The 21,019-nt window shown below is 71.6% G+C and carries 13 protein-coding genes; 10 read left to right on the forward strand and 3 right to left on the reverse strand.

From position 1 onward, the window contains the following. Positions 1-15: 15 nt before the first annotated feature. On the forward strand, positions 16-576 hold the full coding sequence (locus ACLJPX_RS00105; RefSeq protein ID WP_101606935.1) for a hypothetical protein: 561 nt from the start codon (positions 16-18) through the stop codon (positions 574-576). Here ACLJPX_RS00105 and ACLJPX_RS00110 read toward each other — a convergent pair. Both ACLJPX_RS00110 and ACLJPX_RS00115 read right to left on the reverse strand, forming a co-directional pair. After that, positions 548-1,246, reverse strand: a complete 699-nt coding sequence (locus ACLJPX_RS00110; protein ID WP_101606936.1) for a Crp/Fnr family transcriptional regulator — start codon at positions 1,244-1,246, stop codon at positions 548-550. The two genes, ACLJPX_RS00105 and ACLJPX_RS00110, sit on opposite strands and share 29 nt — an antisense overlap. 61 nt (positions 1,247-1,307) lie before the next feature. Then, positions 1,308-2,732: a PLP-dependent aminotransferase family protein gene (locus tag ACLJPX_RS00115; RefSeq protein WP_410598113.1), complete on the reverse strand. Its 1,425-nt coding sequence runs from the start codon at positions 2,730-2,732 to the stop codon at positions 1,308-1,310. On the opposite strand from ACLJPX_RS00115, the gene ACLJPX_RS00120 reads away from it, so the two are divergent. Together ACLJPX_RS00120 and ACLJPX_RS00125 are read left to right on the forward strand one after the other, a co-directional pair. Next, positions 2,731-3,627, forward strand: a complete 897-nt coding sequence (locus ACLJPX_RS00120; RefSeq protein ID WP_410598114.1) for a DMT family transporter — start codon at positions 2,731-2,733, stop codon at positions 3,625-3,627. The two genes, ACLJPX_RS00115 and ACLJPX_RS00120, sit on opposite strands and share 2 nt — an antisense overlap. A gap of 62 nt (positions 3,628-3,689) precedes the next feature. Next, positions 3,690-4,865, forward strand: a complete 1,176-nt coding sequence (locus ACLJPX_RS00125; RefSeq protein ID WP_410598115.1) for an MFS transporter — start codon at positions 3,690-3,692, stop codon at positions 4,863-4,865. Here the strand turns inward: ACLJPX_RS00125 and ACLJPX_RS00130 are convergent. Next, positions 4,843-5,832: a YeiH family protein gene (locus tag ACLJPX_RS00130; protein ID WP_101606940.1), complete on the reverse strand. Its 990-nt coding sequence runs from the start codon at positions 5,830-5,832 to the stop codon at positions 4,843-4,845. The two genes, ACLJPX_RS00125 and ACLJPX_RS00130, sit on opposite strands and share 23 nt — an antisense overlap. A 71-nt stretch (positions 5,833-5,903) precedes the next feature. Between ACLJPX_RS00130 and ACLJPX_RS00135 the strand changes: the two genes are divergently transcribed. The 7 genes from ACLJPX_RS00135 (at position 5,904) to ACLJPX_RS00165 (ending at position 20,978) form a co-directional block, all read left to right on the forward strand. Continuing rightward, positions 5,904-6,809 carry a LysR family transcriptional regulator gene (locus tag ACLJPX_RS00135; RefSeq protein WP_101606941.1) on the forward strand — a complete coding sequence of 302 codons (906 nt, stop codon included), beginning with the start codon at positions 5,904-5,906 and terminating at the stop codon, positions 6,807-6,809. A 462-nt stretch (positions 6,810-7,271) separates the two neighbouring features. Next, a complete protein-coding gene (locus ACLJPX_RS00140; RefSeq protein WP_410598116.1) occupies positions 7,272-13,736 on the forward strand; it encodes an SDR family oxidoreductase in 6,465 nt (2,154 codons plus the stop codon). A 36-nt stretch (positions 13,737-13,772) separates the two neighbouring features. Further along, positions 13,773-18,014: a beta-ketoacyl synthase N-terminal-like domain-containing protein gene (locus ACLJPX_RS00145; RefSeq protein ID WP_410599068.1), complete on the forward strand. Its 4,242-nt coding sequence runs from the start codon at positions 13,773-13,775 to the stop codon at positions 18,012-18,014. Beyond that, positions 18,004-18,303, forward strand: a complete 300-nt coding sequence (locus tag ACLJPX_RS00150) for an acyl carrier protein (RefSeq protein ID WP_410598117.1) — start codon at positions 18,004-18,006, stop codon at positions 18,301-18,303. The genes ACLJPX_RS00145 and ACLJPX_RS00150 overlap by 11 nt, the downstream gene beginning before the upstream one ends. 2 nt (positions 18,304-18,305) lie before the next feature. Next, entirely contained in the window at positions 18,306-19,103 is a 798-nt protein-coding gene (locus ACLJPX_RS00155; RefSeq protein WP_410598118.1) for an alpha/beta fold hydrolase, read from the forward strand. After that, complete coding sequence (locus tag ACLJPX_RS00160) at positions 19,104-20,246, forward strand: glycosyltransferase (protein WP_410598119.1); 1,143 nt, start codon at positions 19,104-19,106, stop codon at positions 20,244-20,246. Positions 20,247-20,432: 186 nt separating this feature from the next. Then, a complete protein-coding gene (locus tag ACLJPX_RS00165; protein WP_101606947.1) occupies positions 20,433-20,978 on the forward strand; it encodes a bifunctional nuclease family protein in 546 nt (181 codons plus the stop codon). Positions 20,979-21,019: the final 41 nt, after the last annotated feature.

Here is a 21,019-nt window from a genome sequence, read left to right on the forward strand (position 1 = left end):
GTGAGGGGGAACGTGATGCGGGTGACCGATACCGACGGCGGCGAGTGGCTGATCGTGCGCCGGTTCGCGCCCTGGCTTCGCCGGATCCGCCCGCTCGCCATCGTCACCGAGAGCGAGAGCTACCGGGAAGTGTCGTTCACCCGGCTCCGCGGCGGGCCCGCCGCCGGGAAACGACCGGGCTTCGAGGACTGGCTGATGCTGGGGTTCGCCGTCGCGCAGGCGGCCGGGCTGGCGCTGATCCTGTCCCCGGTCATCCTGGCGGAGCTGGTGGCCTGGGCGGCGGTGGGCGCCTTCCTCTGGCTGGCGAGGCTCACCGGTCTCATCCGGGCCCGGATCGATCTCATCGCGCCGCCACCGGCCGTGCGCAGCCTCGCGCCGGTGCGGGTCCTGCTGGTACCGGGGAGCGCCGCGGCCAGGCTCACCCGCGAACTCGGCGAACTGATCGGGACCACGCCGGACTTCGACCCGGAGAACGAGCCGCGCGTGCGGAAACTGTTCTCCGCCACCGGAGCGCGGGTGGAGCGCCATTTCGGCCTGCCGTGGCGGCTCAGCGGTCGTCGGGTGCCAGCTGCCTGAGGTCCTTCAGGCTCCGGACGACGAGCCGCTGGCGCCCGGTGCTGAGCAGCCCGTCGGTGCGCAGGGTCCGCAGCGTCCGCGCGACGGCTTCCCGCGACGCGGACGCGAGTCCCGCCAGATCCTGCTGGCTGATCCGCAGGGCGATCAGGGTGCCGTCGGGGACGGGGACGCCGTACCGCTCGGCGAGATCGACCAGGATCGCGGCGATGCGTTCGGCGGCGGTGCTGTCGCCGAATTCGGTACGGCGAGAGTTGGCGTAGCGCAGCCGGGAGGTGATGATCCGGAGCAGGACGACGGAGATGCCGGCGTGTTCGCGGAGCACGGAGTTGAACGCCCGCGAGGACAGCCACAGCCCGGTGACCGGTTCGACGGCGATCGCCGTCGCCGAGCGCAGGGCGCCGTCCATCGACGCCATCTCGCCGATGATGTCGCCCGGATCGCGGACGGCGAGCACCGCGTCGTAGCCGCCGGTGGACACCGACGTGATCTTGACCCGCCCGGTCATCAGGATCAGCACCCAGTCCGACCGGTCGCCCTCGCGGATGATCACCGTCCCGGCCGGGTACCGACGCAGCTCGGCCTCGGCGCGCAACGCCTTGCGCTGGCCGTCGTCGAGCAGTTCCCAGAGCCTGCCGGGTGAATCGTGCGGCTCCGCCGCCGGCTGTGTCATGCCTGTTCTTCGCCTCCGTGCGCGATGGTACGAGCACGGGCCGCATGCCGCTCGGGCAGGGTTAACCCGAGATCTCTTGGTATGCCTGGGAAAGGCGTTTGATCCCGTCCCGCACCTGCGCGCCGGTCGCGGTGCTGACGTAACTCAGGCGCAGATAGGGCCCCGGAGCCTCGGCCGCGAAGTAGAGCCTGCCGGGCGTGACCGCTACTCCGGCGCGGAAACCGGCGCTGGTCAAAGCGACTTCGTCGACGAAACCGGGCAGAGGCTGCCACAGGTGATATCCACCGGTCGGGACCGGGACCGCGCGCCACGAGGGCAGGAACTCCCGCAGCGCCGAGACGGCGACGTCGCGGCGTTCGCGCAACGCGACGGCGAGGGTCCGCAGATGGCGTGTCCACGCGGGGGAACTCACCAGCTCGAGGGCGGTTTCCTGCAGCGGCCGCGGGACGAAGAAACTCTCGACGGCGTGGAGCCCGCGCAGCCGTTCCAGCGCCGGGCCGCGGGCGGCCAGCGCGCTGATCCGCAAGCTCGGTGACGCCGGTTTCGTGAGCGACCGGATGTGCACCACGACACCGTCGGGGTCGTCGGCCACCAGCGGCGGCGGGGGAGCGGGGCTGCCGGGGTGTGCCATCAGGCGCGCGAAATCGTCCTCGATGACGAAAGCGCCCGCGTCACGGGCGATCCGCAGGACCTCGGCCCGGCGTTCGGCGCACAGCACGGCGCCGGTCGGGTTCTGGAAGGCGGGCTGGCAGACGAACAGGCGGGCGCCGGTGTCGCGGAAGGCGTCGGCGAGCAGTTCGGGCCGGACGCCGTCGCGGTCGATCGGCACCGGTACCGGCCGCAGCCCCGAAGCCCTCGCGATGGCCAGCATCCCCGGGTACGTCGGCGATTCCACCAGCACCGGCGCGCCGGGGGCGCCGAGCGCGCGCAACGCCGTGGTCAGCGCGCTCTGCCCACCCGCGGTGACCAGCACGTTCTCGACGTTCACCGGGCTGCCGATGTCGCGGGCGAACCAGGCTCGCAGTTCGGGCAGGCCGCAGATCGGCGGCCGGGTCCACGCGCCGGGACGGCGTCCGGCGCGGGCCGACGCCGTCGCGAGTTCGCGTTCCGGGTGGAGGCTCGGATGCGTGTAGCCGCCGTTGAGATCGATGACACCCGACGGTGGGTCGCTCAGCGCGGCGAGCACTCCGGTCGCGTCGATCGCGCGGATCCCGGTCTGTGAGCTCAGCGCCACCTCCTGCCACGAGACGTCGCCGGTCACCGCGACCTCGCGTGGGGGCGGGGCGCGGAAGACGCCGGCGCCGGGACGGCTGGTCACCAGGCCTTCCGCGGCCAGCGCGGCGATGGCGCGCGACACCGTCACCGGGCTGACCTTCAGCTGCCGGACGAGCTCCCGGCTGGACGGGAGCTTTCCTTCAATCGGATAGCGCTCAAGCTCGGACCGCAGCTGGGTGACCAGGCTGGTGACACTGCTACCATCGGACATGAGACTGGATGATAGCGCTATCGCGGACCGGGCAGTAGCGGTCCGCTCCGGGACCGCCCTGGCGGCGCTGGGTGTCTTCGCCTTCTCCTTCACGTTCCCCGCCACCGTCTGGGCGCTCAAGGGCTTCGGCCCGTGGACCGCCACCGGTGTGCGGAGTGTCCTGGCCGCGCTGGTCGCGGCCGCCTGTCTCCGCGCCTTCCGGGTCCCGCTGCCGAAGCGCGAGCAGTGGCGCGGCCTCGCCGTGGTCGCCCTCGGTTGTGTCCTCGCGTTCCCGGTACTGACCACGCTCGCCCTGCAGACGTCGTCGACGGCGCATTCGGCGGTGGTGATCGGGCTGCTGCCGATGGCCACCGCCGTCGTCTCGTCGAGACTCACCGGGCACCGGCCGTCCCGCCGGTTCTGGCTCGCAGCCGCGGTGGGCGCGAGCGCCGTCGTGGTGTTCACCGTCGGCCAGAGCGGCGGCGGACTGTCCACAGCGGACCTGTTCCTGTTCGGCGCGCTCGTGCTGTGCGCGTTCGGGTACGCCGAGGGCGGGCGGCTCGCCAGGAAAATGGCGGGCTGGCAGGTGATCGGCTGGGCGCTGGTGCTCGCGCTGCCGGTGACCGCCGCGTTCGCCGTCTTCGGTCTCGTGACCGAGCCGCTGCACGTCACCGGTGAGGGGATCGCCGGTCTGCTGTATGTCGCGCTCATCTCGCAGTTCGGCGGGTTCTTCGCCTGGTACAAGGGAATGGCCGAGATCGGGGTCACGCGGGCGAGCCAGTTGCAGCTGGCCCAGCCGTTGCTGACGCTGGTCTGGGCGGTCCTGCTGCTCGGTGAGCACCTTCCGGCGGCCGCGCCGGTGACGGCGTTGATCGTGGTCGCCTGCATCGTGGTGACCCAGCGGTCCCGGAGTTAGCAACACGGCCACGTCGCGATTCCGCCAGACCGCGGTGTCCGCGCGGTGATGGGCTGGGGCACATGATCACCCCGGCCCTCGACACCACCGCCCGGACCCCGCTGAAGGGATGGCTCGCCGTCCTCGCGGTGACACTGGGGATCTTCTCCCTCGTCACCACGGAGATCCTGCCGATCGGCCTCCTGACCCCGATCGGCGAGGACTTCCGGATCACGCCGGGGACGGCGGGCCTGACCATGACCCTGCCCGGGTTCCTCGCCGCGCTCGCCGCACCGGCCGTCACCGTCGCCGCGGGCCGGATCGACCGGCGCGCCCTGCTGTGCGCGCTGATGGTGGTGCTGGCCCTGGCCGACGTCCTCGCGGCCACCGCGCAGGCCTACTGGGCGGTGCTCGTCTCGCGAGTCCTGGTCGGCCTGGTCATCGGTGCGTTCTGGGCGATCGGTTCCGGGCTCGCCGCGCGGCTCGTCGGTCCCGCACGCGCGGGTACGGCGACCGCGGTGATCTTCTCCGCCGTGCCGCTCGGCTCCGTTCTGGGAGTTCCGGCGGGGACGTTCGTCGGCGAACTCTTCGGCTGGCGGGCGGCCTTCGCCGTGATGGCCGTCTTCACGTTCGGCGTGCTCGCGGCGCTGGCACTCACGCTGCCTCTACTGCCGCCCGCGGGCACCACCCGGCTCGACGTCCTGCGCGAGCTGACCCGCGGCCGGGCGACCCGGCTCGGCCTGCTCGTCACGGTGCTGGTCGTGCTCGCCCACTTCGGGACCTACACCTACGTCACGCCGCTCCTGCGCCAGGTGACGCAGGTGAGCCCGGAGCTGATCACCGTCTTCCTGCTCGCCTACGGAACCGCCGGGATCGCGGGCAACTTCGTCGCGGGCGTGGCGATCGCCCGCGATCTGCGGCTCACTTTCCTCGCCGCCGCGGGCCTGATCGGTCTCGCGACACTCGCGTTGCCGTTCCTCGGCGACTCGAAAGCAGCCGCGCTCGTCTTGCTGGTCGTCTGGGGCTTCGCCTACGGTGCGGTCCCGGTCTGTTCGGGAACGTGGTTCGCGAAGGCGGCACCGCGGGCGCCCGAAGCCGCGTCGGTGCTGTTCACCTCGTCGTTCCAGGCGACCCTCTCGGCGGGCGCGCTCCTCGGCGGGATCGTCGTCGACTCGGTCTCCGTCCCGGCCGTGATGGTCGCCGGCGGGGTGGTCGCGCTGCTCGCCGTGGCCGTTCTCAGCCGAGCACGGACAGCGTGACCAGGGCGGTGGTGCCGACCAGCAGGGTGGAGAGCAGGCCGAGCACCAGGGCGCGGCCCCCGGTGCGGACGAGCGTGCCGATCCGCACCGCGCAGCCGAGCCCGAACAGCGCTCCGGCCAGCAACAGTGTGCAGGCGACCTTGGCGACGTCGAGCGCGAAACCCGGCACGATCCCGGTGCTGCGCACGGCGGCCATCGCCAGGAAACCGAGGACGAACAGCGGGACCAGCGGCGGTCGCTTCCCGTCGGCGGGACGGTGGCGTTCGGCCACGCCGACCGCGGCGACCATCGGGGCCAGCAGGACCACCCGGCTGAGCTTGATCACGATGGCGACCGCGATGGCCGCGCTGCCCGCGGGGGTGGCCGCGGCGACGACCTGCGCGACCTCGTGCACGCTGAGCCCGGCCCATTCGCCGATCCGGGCCGCGTCGAGGCGCAGCCAGCCGCCGAGCAGCGGGACGGCCGCGATGGCGAGCCCGCCGTAGAAGGTGACCAGCGCGACCGCGGTCGCGACGTCGGAGTCCTCCCGTTTGACGACGCCTTCCATCGCGGCGATGGCGGACGCGCCGCAGATCGAGAACCCGGTGGCGACCAGCATCGCCAGTCCCCGCGGCACCCCGAGGAGCCTGCCGAGGCCGATCGTGCCGAGGAACGTGATGCCGACCGTGAGCACCACGGCGAGCAGGGTGCCGGGGCCCAGCGCGAGGACCGACGGGAGCGAAAGCTGCAGGCCCAGCAGCACGACACCGGCGCGAAGCAGCTTCTTGGTGACTCCGGAGATCGCTTTCCGGGTCTCGTCCGGCAACGACGGCAGCGAGCCGGCGAGGATGCCGAGCACGACGGCGATGGTGAGCGCGCTGACGACCGGGACCGCGGTGCCGACCAGGTACGCGGCGGCCACTCCGGCGCCGGTGATGGTCAGCGCGGTCAAGTAGGGCTTCGCCGGTCTCACGTGCGTCTTGCTCATGGTTCGAGCCTCGCCCGGCCGGGGCGGCCTCGGTAGCCGGGAGTACCAGGGGTAGGTCATAGACTTGGGCTATGACCACACCCGATCTGGACTCGCTGCGCCTGCTGGTCCTCGTGGACGAACTCGGCAGCATCGGGCAGGCCGCGACCAGGCTCGGGATCGCGCAGCCGTCGGCGAGCAAACGACTGTCCACAGTCGAGCGACGGCTCGGACTGGTGCTGGTCGACCGGACGCGGCGGGGTTCCGTGCTGACCCCCGACGGCCAGGTCATCGCGGGCTGGGCGCGTCGTGTGCTGTCCGAAGTCGACGGCCTGCTCGACGGTGCCGAAGCGCTGCGCACCCAGCACGAGGCGCAACTGCGGGTCGCCGCGAGCATGACCCTGGCCGAGTATCTGGTGCCGGGCTGGATCGGCGAGCTCAAACGCGGCGACCCCGGGCTGTACCTCGGCCTGGAGGTCACCAATTCCGATCAGGCCGCCGAACTGGCGAGGGAGGGCAAGGTCGACCTCGGGTTCGTCGAGTCGCCCGGCTCGTTACCCGGCCTTTCGTCGAAGCGGGTGGCCACCGATCGACTGGTCCTCGTCGTGCCCGGAAACCATCCATGGGCCCGCAAGCGACGGCCCGTGACCGCGGCCGAACTGGCGATCACGCCACTCGTGGTCCGCGAACCGGGTTCCGGGACCAGGGAGACCGTGGACACCGCGCTGCGCAAGGCCGGTGTCGGACCGGCGAAACCGTTGCTGGAACTGGGTTCGGCCTCCGCGGTCGGCAACGCCGTGATCGCGGGTGCCGGTCCGGCGGTGATCAGTGAACTCGCCATCGTCCGGGACGTCGCCGAAGGCAGGCTCGTCCCGGTCGCCGTCGAGGGCGTCGACTTCGGCCGGGAACTACGGGCGGTCTGGCCCGCCGGGCGGCGGCTGGCCGGTCCGGCCGCCGCGCTGCTGGCCATCGCGGTGCGGAATGCGAAATCCCGCTGAGTCCTTTCACGTTTCTCTGTGAACGGTCCGTTAATCGCGCGTGATACCGAAAGCCCCGCCGGGGTGATACCGACGATAGGGCGAATCGTCGGCAATTCCCCGGAATGGCGGTGGACCACCATTTCCGGTGGTACTGGCTAAAGCGGAATGGTGAACTCCGGGTAACAGGCCGGATGGCGTATCGGGTGTTGGGACACCTGGTCGTTGACGGTTCTTCCCTGCTACTGCGGGAAAACCGCGCGTCGTGGATGTCCGCCCTGTATCCGGAACGCTAATTTTTCGCGACGATCCTCGCGTTTCGCAGGTCGGCGTACCGCCATCCGGTTCCTGTGACCGGAAACCCTACTGTCGAGTATTGACGTGAAGCCCCGCCTGCGTTTAAGTACGCCCGGTAACCAAATCACTCTTCCGTGTGCTCGGAGGCTTCCCGTGGGTAAGTCGCTTCGTGGCGCCGATGCCTCAATGTCGACCGGTACGGCGGATCTGCTCATCGCGGTGCATCCCTTCGGTGTGCCCTCCGCTCGGTTCGCCGCGGCGGCGACGCGTGCCGGTGCGCTCGGTGTCCTGGACCTGACCAGCGGAAACCGGGCCGCGCGCGAAGAACTGGACTTGGCGGAGAGTCTGCTCGAAACCGGCTTCGGCGTCCGCGTCGCGAGACCGGCGGAGCTTCCCCTGGCGGTGCACACGGTTCTACTCGCCGCGGGCACCACACTGTCCACTATGGACTTCGGTGACCGGCGGGTACTCACCGAAGTCACCAGCCGGGACGAAGCCGTACGAGCCGTCGCCGCCGGGGCGGACGGTCTCGTCGCCCGAGGTCACGAGGCGGGCGGCAGGATCGGCGAACTCGGCACCTTCGTCTTCCTGCAGCAGTTGCTGGCCGACCCGGCGATCGGCGTCCCGGTCTGGGCGTACGGCGGGATAGGCGTGCATACGGCGGCCGCCGCGGTCGCCGGTGGCGCCGCCGGTGTCGTGCTCGACACCGCGTTCGCGCTGCTCCCCGAAGCGGAACTCCCGTCGGACGTCACGATGGCCCTGGAAGGTCTCGACGGTTCCGAGACCATTGTGGACGGCGGAATACGGGGCCTCCGCCGGCGCCCGGACCTGGAAGTGGGGCAGGACGCGTTCCTGCCCCAGCGTTTCCGTGACACCTGGGGAACGCTCCCGGCCGTCCACGCGTCGATCACCGGTGGCCTCACCGCTTCGGGCGGTGTCCTGCCGCTCGCGCAGGGTCCGATGACGCGGGTCAGCGATCAACCCGAGTTCGCCGGAGCCGTCGCCGCCGGGGGAGCGCTGCCGTTCCTGGCACTGGCGTTGTCCGGGCCCGCGCAGACTCGCGAGATGCTCGAAAAGACCAAGGCGACGCTGGGTGACGCGCCTTGGGGTGTCGGCGTCCTCGGGTTCGCCGCGGAGGAGGTCCGAGCCGCGCAACTGGAGGTGATCCGCGAGGTCCGGCCGAGTCACGCGATCATCGCCGGAGGCCGCCCGGCGCAGGCGAAGGCGCTGGAAGACGCCGGTATCTCGACGTTCCTGCACGTCCCGTCACCGGGACTGCTACGCCAGTTCCTCGAAGCGGGGGCGCGCAAATTCGTCTTCGAGGGTGCCGAATGCGGCGGGCACGTCGGCCCGAGGGCCAGTTTTCCGTTGTGGGAAGCCCAGATCGGTGTGCTTCTCGAGTACGCGGGCGAGGTCGAGGTGTACTTCGCGGGTGGAGTGCACGACGAGCGGTCGGCCGCGATGGTCGCCGCGGCCGCGGCGCCGCTGACCCGGCTCGGCGCGACCGTCGGCCTCCTGATGGGGACGGCGTACCTGTTCACCGAAGAGGCCGTCCGCGCGGGCGCGATCCTGCCGTTGTTCCAGCGCCAGGTCGTCCAAGCCACGCGCACCGACCTGCTGGAGACTGCTCCGGGCCACGCGACGCGGTGCGTGCGTTCGGCCTTCACGACCGAGTACGCGGAGCTCAAACGCGAGTTGAAAGACCGGGAAGTGCCGGATCGTGCGGCGTGGGAGCGGCTGGAGAAGCTCAACGTCGGACGGCTTCGCCTGGCCAGCAAGGGAATCGAGCGGATCGGGGACGCGCTGAGCCCGGTCGCCGAAGACCGGCAGCTCGCCGAAGGCATGTTCATGGCGGGTGACGTCGCGGTCCTCCGCTCCGAGGTCACCACGATCGCCCGGTTGCACGAGGCCGTCGGTCCCGGGGCGCTGGCGTTCCGCGAAGCCCGCGCGGCCGAACTGCTCGGCGAGCGGGACGACGAGCCCGCCCCGGAACCGCTCGACATCGCCATCGTGGGGATGGCCTGCGTGTTCCCGCAGGCGGGCGATCTCCCGTCGTTCTGGTCGAACATCCTGTCCGGAGTGGACTCGGTCACCGAGGTCCCGCCCCAGCGCTGGGATCCGTCGCTCTACTACGCGCCCGATGGTGACGGCGAGAAGACACCGTCGCGGTGGGGCGGCTTCCTGCCGGAGATCCCGTTCGACCCGCTCGACCACGGCATCCCGCCCGCGTCGCTCGCGAGCATCGAACCCGTCCAGCTGCTGGCACTGGAAGTGTCGAGGCGGGCGCTCGCCGACGCCGGCTACGCCGAACGTGCCTTCGACCGGTCCCGCACGTCGGTGATCTTCGGCGCGGAGGCCGGGAGCGACCTGTCCAACGCGATGACCCTGCGGACCGTGCTCCCGTCCTACCTCGGCGAACTCCCGGCCGACCTCGACCGCCAGCTGCCGCGCCTCACCGAGGACTCGTTCCCCGGCGTACTCGCCAACGTCATCGCGGGCCGGATCGCGAACCGCCTCGACCTCGGCGGCGCGAACTACACGGTCGACGCGGCTTGCGCGTCTTCGCTGACCGCCGTCGACGCCGCCTGCAAGGAACTCGTCACCGGTACCAGCGACCTCGTCCTGTGCGGCGGCGCCGACCTGCACAACGGCATCAACGACTACCTGCTGTTCTCCTCGGTGCACGCACTCTCCCCGTCCGGCCGCTCGGCCACCTTCGACGGCGCCGCCGACGGGATCGCGCTGGGCGAGGGTGTCGGATGCGTCGTCCTGAAGCGGCTCGCGGACGCCGAACGCGACGGCGACCGGGTCTACGCCGTCATCAAGGGCGTCGGCAGCGCCAGCGACGGCCGGGCGCTCGGGCTCACCGCGCCCCGGCCCGAGGGCCAGCACAACGCGCTGACCAGGGCGTACCGCAACGCCGGGATCTCGCCGTCGCGCGTCGGGCTCGTCGAAGCGCACGGCACCGGCACCGTCGTCGGCGACCGCACCGAACTCGGCACCCTCACCCAGGTCTTCACCGAGGCGGGCGCCGAACCCGGCCGGTGCGCGCTCGGTTCGGTGAAATCCCAGATCGGCCACACGAAATGCGCCGCCGGGCTGGCCGGGCTGATCAAGGCGAGCCTCGCGCTGCACACCGGCGTCAAACCGCCGACGCTGCACCTGGAGCGGCCGAATCCCGCGTGGGATCCGGCGAGCAGCCCGTTCGCGTTCCACACCGAAGCGCGGCCGTGGGCCGAGGACGAGCGCGTCGCCGGGGTGAGCGCCTTCGGCTTCGGCGGCACCAACTTCCACGTGGTCCTCACCGCCCACGAAGGCGCCGTTCCGCCCGCGAAGACCCTCGACGACTGGCCCGCGGAACTCTTCCTGTTCGCGGGCGAGGACGACGCGGCCGCGATCAAGGCCGCGCAGGATCTTCTCGCCGCCACCGGCGAAGGCTGGCACCTGCGCGATCTGGCGCTCGCCGCGTCCCGCCGGGCGGAAGGGCGGGGTGGCCGTTCGAGGTTCGCGGTCCTCGCGTCCACTGTGGACGAACTGGCCGCCCTGCTCCGCCGGGTCATCGCGGGGGAGCGGGACGAGAACGCGGGGATCTTCACCGCCGACGGTGAACCGGCGGGCGAGATCGCGTTCCTCTTCCCCGGGCAGGGCAGCCAGCGTCCCGGGATGTTCGCGGACCTGTTCGTCGCGTTCCCCGAACTGCGGCGGTACCTCGCGCGCGCAGGGAACACCGTCGACGCCCTGTTCCCGCCCGCCGCGTTCGACGAGGCCGGACGCGAGGCTCAGCTCGCCCGGCTGACCGACACCCGGGCCGCGCAACCCGCGCTCGGGATCGTGGGCCTCGCTGCGCACCATCTGCTGGAGAAGGCAGGGGTGCGGCCCTCGATGGTCGCGGGCCACAGTTACGGCGAACTGGTCGCGCTGACCGCCGCGGGCGCGTTGAGTTCGGCGTCGCTGCTCGCGTGCAGCGAGGCACGGGCGGAGGCGATCCTCGGCGCGACCGGCGGCGGCGACCCGGGAGCGATGGCGGCCGTCGCCGCGAGCGCCGACGACGTCACCGCCGCGCTCGTCGCCGAGGGCCTCGACGAGACCGTCGTCCTCGCCAACCGGAATTCGCCGAAGCAGACGGTGATCTCCGGTCCGACCGCCGCCGTCGGCGTCGCCGTGGAACGGTTGCGGGAGCGCGGGGCCGGGGTCAAGACGCTCCCGGTCGCCTGCGCGTTCCACAGCCCGCTGGTCGCCCCGGCGGAGACGGAGTTCGCCCGCGTGCTCGACACCGTCCCGGTGACCGGACCGGAGATCCCGGTGTGGGCCAACCGGACGGCAGGCACCTACCCGTCGTCGCCGGACGGGATCCGTGCCGAACTGGCCGCGCAGCTCGGCGCGCCGGTGCGGTTCGCGGACCAGATCGAAGCCATGTACGAGGCAGGCGCCCGGACGTTCGTCGAAGCGGGTCCAGGATCCGTCCTCACCCGGCTCGCCGCCGCCGTTCTCGACGGCCGTCCACATCGGACGGTCACCTTCGAGAGCGGCCGCCGCACCGGGATCCCCGGATTCCTCGCCGCCCTGGCCAGGCTGGCGGTGGCGGGCGTGGACGTCCGCACCGGCAGGCTGTTCACCGGGCGCGCGTGCACGGACGCGCTGTCCGCGCGGCCGGTGAACAAGGCGGGCTGGACCGTCGACGGACAGCTCGTCCGCACCGCCGACGGCCGGATCCCCGCCGCGGCACTGCATCCAGCCCAGCGAATCCCCACGGAGGCGATCGTGACATCCCGGCCCGGCACCGACGGCGGTGAGGCGCTCGTTTCGGAGTTCCTCCGCACCAGTCGTGAGATGATCGCCGCGCAACGGGACGTCCTGCTCGGCTATTTCGGCACGGACCCCGGCGTCCGCCCGCCCGCGCCCGCTGCCCTCCCCGCTCTCGTCACGTCGCCCGAGCCGGTACCCGAGCCCGTTCGCGCCGCGGTCGCTCCCGAACGTTCGGTGTTCGACGTCGTCGTCGAGGTGATCGGGGAGCGGACCGGCTATCCGGTCGACATGATCGAGCCCGATCTGGATCTGGAAGCCGACCTGAGCGTCGACTCGATCAAACGCGCCGAGATCGCCGGCGAGCTGGCGACCCGGCTGGGCCTCACCGGCGGCGATCCCGAGGAACTGGCCAAGGCCAGGACCGCCGCCGCCCTCGCGGACCTGATCACCGGCGGCGGCGCCGAAGCCGCCCCGCCCGCTGTCGAGACCGATGCCGTCGTGGTGGCGCCCAAGCGTTATCTGATGCGGGAATTCGACCTCGCCGACGCCGTCCCCGCCGACGAAGAACTCGCCGGGCTCCGCTTCGCCGTCGTCGGCGAAGGCCAGGTCGCCGAGATGCTCGTCGCCCGCCTCACCGGATACGGCGCAGAGACCGAACTGGTCCATGGTGTGCCGGAGCATGGCGCGGACGGGGTGTTCCACCTCGCACCGTCGTTTCCCGACGACTTCCCGCTGTACCAAGCCGTTCTGGCGCGCGGACCGCGCTGGCTCATCGCGAACGGCCCCGTCGACGGAGCCCGGGGCTTCTTCCGCACGGTGGCCAAGGAGTACCCGGACACGGTCGCCCGCGTGGTCGAGCAGCACCCTGAATCCACTGTGGACGAACAGGTCGAGACCCTGCTCGCGGAGTTGTCCGCCGGTGATTGGGAACCGGTCGTCGTCCGCCGTGACGGCGCGCGGCGCGGGTTGCGGATGACCGAGGAAGGTCTCGGCCTGCTCGGCAGCACGGGTGCCGGTCCGGCGGGCGACGGGACCGCCGAAGCCGAAGCGCTCGGCCTGGACCGGGATTCGGTCGTGCTCCTCGTCGGCGGGGCGAAGGGCATCACCGCCAGGCTGGCCACCACGCTCGCCTCGGTGTCGCGATGCCGGATCGAGCTGTTCGGCCGCACGGCCGTGCCCATCGAGGGCGAGGAACCGGACATCGCCACGGCGAAGACGACGGCGGAACTGCGCGCGGCCCTGATCGGGAGCGGGCTGGCCAAACCGGCCGAGATCGAGCGAACCATCCGGATCATCGAGGCCGAACGGGAGGTCCGCGGCACCCTGCGGCGGATCGGCGCCCTCGGCAGCCCGGTGCGCTACCACTCGGTGGACATGCTCGACGCGGAGGCCGTGCACCGCGCGGTCAAGGAGATCCACGCCGAGCACGGCCGGATCGACGGCATCGTCTACGCGGCGGGCGTCATCGAGGACAAGCTGATCGCGGACAAGGATCCCGCGTCGTTCGACCGCGTCTTCGGCACCAAGGTCGAAGGGGCGAGCACCCTGCTCGCGGCAGCAGGCGAACTGCCGGAGGCCCCGAAGTTCGCCGTCCTGTTCGGCAGCGTCGCCGCGACGCTGGGCAACCGGGGACAGTCCGACTACGCGGCCGCGAACGACGCGCTGGAGGCGCTCGGGCACCGGTGGGCCACCGTGTACGGCCGCCGCGGGCTCACCGTCCACTGGGGACCATGGGCGCCGACCGGGGTCAACAACGGGATGGTCACCCCGGAACTGATGCGGGACTACGCCCGGCGCGGGATCGAACTGATCGACCCCGAAGAAGGCACGCTGAGCCTGCTGCGCGAACTGGCGTGGGGCGACGAGGACCTCACGGCCGTCACCTACACCGCGTCGGGGTGGTGACCGGTGGCCGAAACACCGCCGATCGCGATCGTCGGGATGTCGGTGCTGTTCCCGGGCGCCCCCGATCTCGAGACCTACTGGCGCAACATCGTCGGCGGGGTCGACGCGATCACCGAGGTACCGGCGGACCGCTGGGATCCCGGCTACTACCAGCCCGACGCGGAACCGCGGGCGGACCGGATCTACTGCCGTCGCGGTGGTTTCGTCGGTGAACTGGCCGAAGTGGACGTCACCGGCTTCGGCGTGATGCCGTCGTCGGTCCCGGGTACCGAACCCGATCAGCTGATCGCGCTGCGGGTGGCCGCGCAGGCCATCGCCGACGCCGGTGGCGAGCACCGGCTGCCCGCCGACCGGCAGCGAGCCGGTGTCATCCTCGGCCGCGGCGGCTATCTCACTCCCGGCCTGGTACGGCTCGACCAGCGGGTCCGGACGGCCACCCAGGTCGTCCGCACCCTCGGCGAACTGATGCCCGAACTCGGCGGCGAGCGGCTGGAGGAACTGCGCCGGGCCTTCACCGACCGGCTCGGCCCCGAAGCTCCTGACGCCGCGATCGGGCTCGTGCCCAACCTCGCCGCCTCCCGCCTGGCGAACCGGCTCGACCTGCGCGGACCCGCGTACACGGTGGACGCCGCCTGCGCCTCCTCGCTCGTCGCGGTCGACCACGCCGTGCGCGAACTGGCGACCGGGCGCTGCGACGTGGTGCTGGCGGGCGGCGTGCACCATTGCCACGACGTCACCTTCTGGAGTGTGTTCTCCCAGCTCGGCGCGTTGTCCCGGAGCCAGCGGATCCGGCCGTTCCACCGGGACGCGGACGGGGTGCTGATCGGGGAGGGCACCGGTGTCGTGGTGCTGAAGCGGCTCGCGGACGCCGAACGGGACGGTGACCGGGTCTACGCCGTCATCACCGGTACCGGCGTGGCCAGTGACGGCAGGACCGCCGGACTGTCCAATCCGGACTCCGCCGGTCAGGTCCGCGCGGTCCGGCAGGCCTGGACCGCGGCTGGAGTCGATCCCGCCACGGTCGGGCTCCTGGAAGCGCACGGGACCGCCACGCCCGCGGGCGACGTCGCCGAACTGGCGACGATCGCGGAGGTCTTCGGGCAGGCCGACGAGCCGACGGCGGTGCTCGGTTCGGTCAAGTCGATGATCGGGCACACCATGCCCGCGGCGGGCGTCGCCGGACTGGTCAAGGCCGCGTTGGCCGTGTACCACGGTGTTCTCCCGCCGACCTTGCACTGCGAGCGGCCGCATCCGGCGCTGGCCGCGACCCGGTTCGAGACGCTCGGCACCGCGAAGGCATGGGAGACCGACGACCGGCGGCCGGTGCGGCGGGCCGGGGTCAACGCGTTCGGGTTCGGCGGGATCAACGCCCACGTCGTCCTGGAACAGGCCGCGACGCGGGCGGTGGCCGAGGTCCGAGAACCCGAACGGGTCCTGCGGCTGTCCGCGCCGACCATCGCCGAGATGGGCTGCCTGCTGGAGCGGGACGACCTCTTGACCAGCGGTGACACCGGCCGCGGTCGATGCAGGCTCGGTCTCGTCGACCCGACGCCCAAGCGGCTCACCCTGGCCAGGAAGGTGGTCGCGAAGGGCAGACCCTGGCGCGGCCGCAACGACCTCTGGTTCGTTCCACGACCGCTGCTCGGCGCGGGCCGCGGCAAACTCGCGTTCGTCTTTCCCGGTCTGGAGAACGAATTCGAGGCCGACGCCGACGATCTCGCGCGGCATTTCGGCATTCCCTGGGAAACGCCGGACGTCCTCGTCGGCGATGTCGGCAGGCACGGCAAAGGCGTTTTCCAGCTGGGCAGGCTCCTCGACAAGGCGCTACGCGGGCTGCGCGTGACCCCGGACGCGCTCGCCGGGCACAGCCTGGGGGAGTGGACCGCGATGGCCGTCGCCGGGATCCACGCCGGCGACGAGGTCGACGCGTTCCTGGCCGCCTTCGACCCGGACACGCTCAAGGTGCCAGGACTGGCCTTCGCGGTGATCGGCGCGGGCGCGCCCGCGGTCTCCGAAGTCCTCGAAGGACAGTCCGAAGTGGTCCTTTCCCACGACAACGCGCCTAACCAGGCGATGATCTGCGGCCCGTCGGAAGTCGTCGAACGCTTCGTGCGCGGCTTTCGTGCCGAGGGAGTGATCTCCCAGGTCCTGCCGTTCCGGTCCGGGTTCCACACCCCGATGCTCGCGCCGTATCTCGGCCCGATCCGTGAGGCGGCCGAACGCTATACCCTGCACCCGGCGAAACTCCCGGTCTGGTCGGCCACGACGGGAAGGCCCTATCCGGCGGCTGCCGGGGAGGTCCGCGAGCTGTTCGTCCGGCATCTGCTGGAACCGGTGCGGTTCCGCGGTCTCGTCGAGAACATGTACGCGGCCGGGTTCCGCGCGTTCGTGCAGACGGGCGCCGGTCAGCTCGGCTCGCTGATCGGGAACACCCTGCACGACCGCGAACACCTCGTCGTCGCCGCCCATTCCGCGCACCGGCCCGGCCTTCCGCAACTGCTGCGGGTCGCCACCGCCCTGTGGGCCGACGGTGCCGATCCGGCTTTCGAACTCCTGCCAGGTCAAAGCGGCGGGAAACGCGGCCGGGCGATCCGGCTCGACCTCGGGGGCGCGCTGGTCTCACTCGACGAGAGCGTCAGGCGCGGCTTCCGGCCCGGCGCGGCCAAGACGTCCACTTTGGACAAACTCGGGGAACGGAACCCGCTGGCAGCCGAGTTTTCCGGGCTGCTGGCCGACACCGCCGGTCTGGCGGCGGAACTGTTCGCCGCCAGGCCGGTGCCCCGGATCCGGCCGTTGCGCACCGAACTCCGGGTCTCGGTCGAGACGATGCCGTATCTGCTCGACCACTGCTTCTTCAAGCAGCCACCGGGGGCGGATCCCGCCGACTCGTGGCCGGTCGTCCCTGCCACGACGGTGATCGGGCACCTGATGGACTTCGCCGAACAGGCGGCGCTGGGCAGGCGCGCGGTCGCGCTGGAGGACGTCCGGCTGAACCAGTGGATCGCCGCGACACCCGCGCTGGACGTGCCGGTGACCGTGGTGCCCGAGAGCCGGTCCCGGGTCAGCGTGTCCTTGGGCGAGTACTCGCGGGCCGTCATCGAGCTGGACGACGGATTTCCCGCCGGCCCGCCCGCGCCGTGGACGTTCCCCGCCGAGGACGAACGGACGCCGGACCTGCGCGCCGAACAGCTCTACACCGATCGCTGGATGTTCCACGGCCCGAAGTTCCAGGGTGTCGCGGAACTGGTCGCGGTGGGGGAGCGGCACGTGCGCGGAACTCTGCGGACGCCGGAGGCGCCGGGGGCGCTTCTGGACAACGCCGGTCAGCTGCTCGGGTACTGGATCATGTCGAGGCTTCCCAGCCGCACCACGGTGTTCCCGGTGGGGATGCGGCGGATCCGGTTCTACGGCGAGCATCCGGTGCCGGGGGAGTGGCTCGACTGCGTCGTTCGCATCGTCTCGGTCACCGACGCGGAACTCGAAGCGGACGTCCAGCTGATCCGCGGCGGCCGGGTCTGGGCGGAGGTCGAGGGCTGGCGCGATCGCCGGTTCGACAGCAATCCGGCGATCCGCGCGATGGACCGGCGACCGGAGCGCGCCACGCTGTCGGAAGACCGGCCCGGTGGCTGGGCGCTGGTCCGCGAGCAGTGGCCGGATCTGGCGACGCGGGACCTGATCATGCGCAACGTGCTGGCCGGTGGGGAACGGAAGGACTACGCCGTCCAGCAGCCGCGCGGCAAACGGGCGTGGCTGCTCGGGCGGATCGCGGCGAAGGACGCCGTGCGCCGGATGCTCTGGCGGGACGGCGAAGGCGACATCTTCCCCGCCGAACTCCGGGTCGGGAACGATCCCTCCGGAGCGCCTGTCGTCTCGGGCGCCTATGGCCGCGAGCTGCCCGGCCTCACCGTCTCGATCGCCCATCGGGACGCGCTCGGTGTCGCCATCGCGCGCCCCGGGCCGTGCGGGATCGACGTCGAGGCCGTGGAAGACCGGACTGAGAGCACGGTCGACGCCGCGCTCGGCGAGGCGGAACGAGCGCTGCTGCGTGCGCCGGAAGCCTTGTGGTTCACCAGGTTCTGGGCCGCGAAGGAGGCCGTCGCGAAACGGCTCCGCACCGGCCTGCGCGGCGACCCGCGCGCTTTCGCCGTCGTCGGCGCGGACGGCGGGCGGCTCACCGTGGAGGTGGGCGGTACCCGGTATCCGGTGTGGCACACCACGATCGCCACGCCCGCGAAGGACTACGTCGTGGCTTGGACGGAGAACGAAGATGACCACTGAAACCGTGCCGGCCGAGACGGTCTTGGCCGACATCGCCGTGATGCTGCGTGAACTGCTCGAGGAATACGGGCTGGACGACGCGGAGATCGGCCGGGACACGAAGTTCCACGACGACCTCGAACTGGAGAGCATCGACCTCGTCACGCTGTCCGGCAGGCTGCGGGACCACTACGGCGACAAGGTCAACTTCGCCGAATTCATCGCGGACCGTGAACTGGACGAGATCATCGCGCTGACCGTGGGCGAACTCGTCGACCACGTGGTCGCGTCCCTGACCGGGAGGGCTTGAGCATGGCGAAGGTCAAGGTCGGAGACCTCGACGTCCATGTCCAGCGCCTCGGGCCCTCGGACGGCGAAGCGCCGGTCGTGGTGTTCGTCCACGGCCTCCTCACCGACAGCCTGGCGAGCTACTACTTCACCCTCGGGCATACCTTCGCCGAGCAAGGGATCGACGTCGTCATGTACGACCTTCGCGGGCACGGGCGCACCACGCGGCCCGCCACCGGTTACCGGCTGGAGGACTTCGTCGGCGACCTCGACGGCCTGCTCACCGCGCTCGGGATCGACCGGCCGGTGCACGTGGCCGGGAACTCGTTCGGCGGCTCCGTTGCCTTCGGGCTCGCGGCTTCACGTCCCGAACGTGTCGCGAGCGTCATCGCCATCGAGGCGGAACCACCGGTGCGGGCCTGGCTCGGGCATATGGCCGAAGGGCTGGCCGACGCCAAGAACCGGCTCGCGCACGACGAGGTGATCGGCTGGATCGCCGAGAACCACGGCGCGCACACCGCCCGGCTGTCGAAAGCGGCGTACAAGATCCTGGCGGCCACCACGCTGGCCGAAGACATCCCGCTGAGCCGGACCATCGACGACGACCTCGCGGCGGTGCGCTGCCCGGTGTTCGCGCTGTTCGGCGACCTGTCCGGGCTCGCGGCGCAGGTCCCCGACCTGGAGGCGAACCTCGGCACCTGTCTCACGGTCGTGCTGCCGGACCAGGGACATTCGGTACTCGTCGAGCGCACCGAGGAGACGTCGGAGCTGATCCTGGGCTGGCTCCGGAAGCACACGCGCGAAACGGTGAGGGCCGAGTAGGTGGGCAGATTCCTCTTCGTCACGCCGCCGCTGACCGGGCACGTCAACCCGGCGGTGGGGGTCGCGGCGGCGCTGACCGCGCGCGGGCATCAGGTCGCCTGGGCCGGGCAGCCGGAGGTCATCCGATCGCTCGCGGGCGACGGTGCCGAGGTGTTCCCCTGCGCCGTCCCGCGTTGCCTGCCCGAGCGCGACGCGAGCCTCAAAGGTCCGGCGGCGTTCCGGTTCCTGTGGGAGGAGTTCCTGATCCCGCTGGCCGAGGCGATGGCGCCCGGCGTCCGCGCCGCGATCGGCCGGTTCCGCCCGCAGGTGGTGATCGCCGACCAGCAGGCCATCGCGGGCGGTCTCGTCGCCGACGGGCTCGGCCTGCCGTGGGTCACCTCCGCGACGACGTCCGCGGAGCTCGTCGACCCCCTGGCCGGGATGCCGAAGGTGGCGGCCTGGCTCGACGACCTCCTCGACGGCCTGCGCACGCGGATCGACGGCGGCCCCGCCGACCCCAGGATGTCCCCGCACGGCGTACTCGCCTTCACCACCCGGGAACTGCTGGGCCCGGCCACGCTGCCGAAGCGGGTCCGGCTGGTCGGGCCGTCGATCGGCGGTCGCGCGGCCATCGGCGACTTCCCGTGGGACCGGCTCGACCCGTCGGTGCCGACGGTGTTCGTCACCCTCGGGACCGCGAACGCCGACGCCGCCGGGGACTTCCTCGGCGCGGCCGCCCGGGGACTTTCCCGGGTCGGCGGGATCCGGACCGTCATCGCCGATCCCGGTGGTGCCGTGGGGCGTACGGGGGACACGGTGCTCGTGGTGCCGCAGGTGCCCCAGATGGCGCTGCTGGCGCGCGTGGACGCCGTCGTCTGCCACGGCGGGCACAACACCGTCTGCGAAAGCCTGTGGCACGGGGTGCCGCTCGTGGTCGCGCCGATCCGGGACGACCAGCCGATCGTCGCCGGGCAGGTCGTCGACGCGGGCGCGGGCGTCCGGGTGCGGTTCGGCCGCGCGAAACCCGAACGGATCGCGACCGCCGTGACCAGGGTGCTGGACGATCCGGCCTACCGTTCGGCCGCCGAGAAGGTGGGTGCCTCGTTCCGGGAGGCGGGCGGCGCCGCGACGGCCGCCGACCACCTGGAGGCTCTACTCCTCTAGCTCTTGAAAAGCGGGCGTGTAGGGACTCTCCTGGAGGGGTACCAGCTTTCCGAAGGTGTGTCCTCGTGCTGGGAGTCGTCGTGACCACAGTGAAGACATCGCCCCGCGCCGCCAAGGGCTTGGCGCTGCCGTACGCGACCCCGGCCGGTGTTCGAACTCCGCGACCGAGGGAATGAGGTACCGCGCATGATCCCGATGGACGTCGAAGGGATGGCAGTGCTGGCTCCGGAAGCGGCACCGGTGATGCTGCTGCGGGAGCGGGAGGGCGAACGCCGCTGGCTGGCGATCACGATCGGCGGACCCGAGGCGAGCGCGGTGGCGCTCGCGCAGGAGAAGATCCGGCTGCCCCGTCCCGGCACGATCGAACTGATCGGCCAGGTGGTCGAGTCCTTCGGGCACCGGGTCACCGGGGTCGAGGTCACCGCGCTGCGGGACGGCATCTTCTTCGCCGACCTGGTGCTCGATTCCGGCATCCGCGTCTCGGCCCGGCCGAGCGACGCGGTCGCGATCGGCCTGCGCGCCGGGGTGGGGATCAAGGTGGCGGACTCGGTGCTGGAGGTCGCTTCGGTGCGGGTCGAGATCGTGGGGTCCGGACCCGACGCGGAACTGCCGTCGGTGCCCTCGGATCCGGTCGAGCAGGAACGTGAGGTGGAGGAGTTCCGGGCGGCTTTGGACAGGATCGCGCCGGAGGACTTCGGGGAGCCGCCGCCCGATCCTCCCGCTGATTCTTAGGTCCAGGGACGCTATGAAAGGCCCGTTACTTGCAAAATTTG

The sequence above is a fragment of the Amycolatopsis sp. lyj-90 genome (genome assembly GCF_046549035.1).
GTDB lineage: Bacteria > Actinomycetota > Actinomycetes > Mycobacteriales > Pseudonocardiaceae > Amycolatopsis.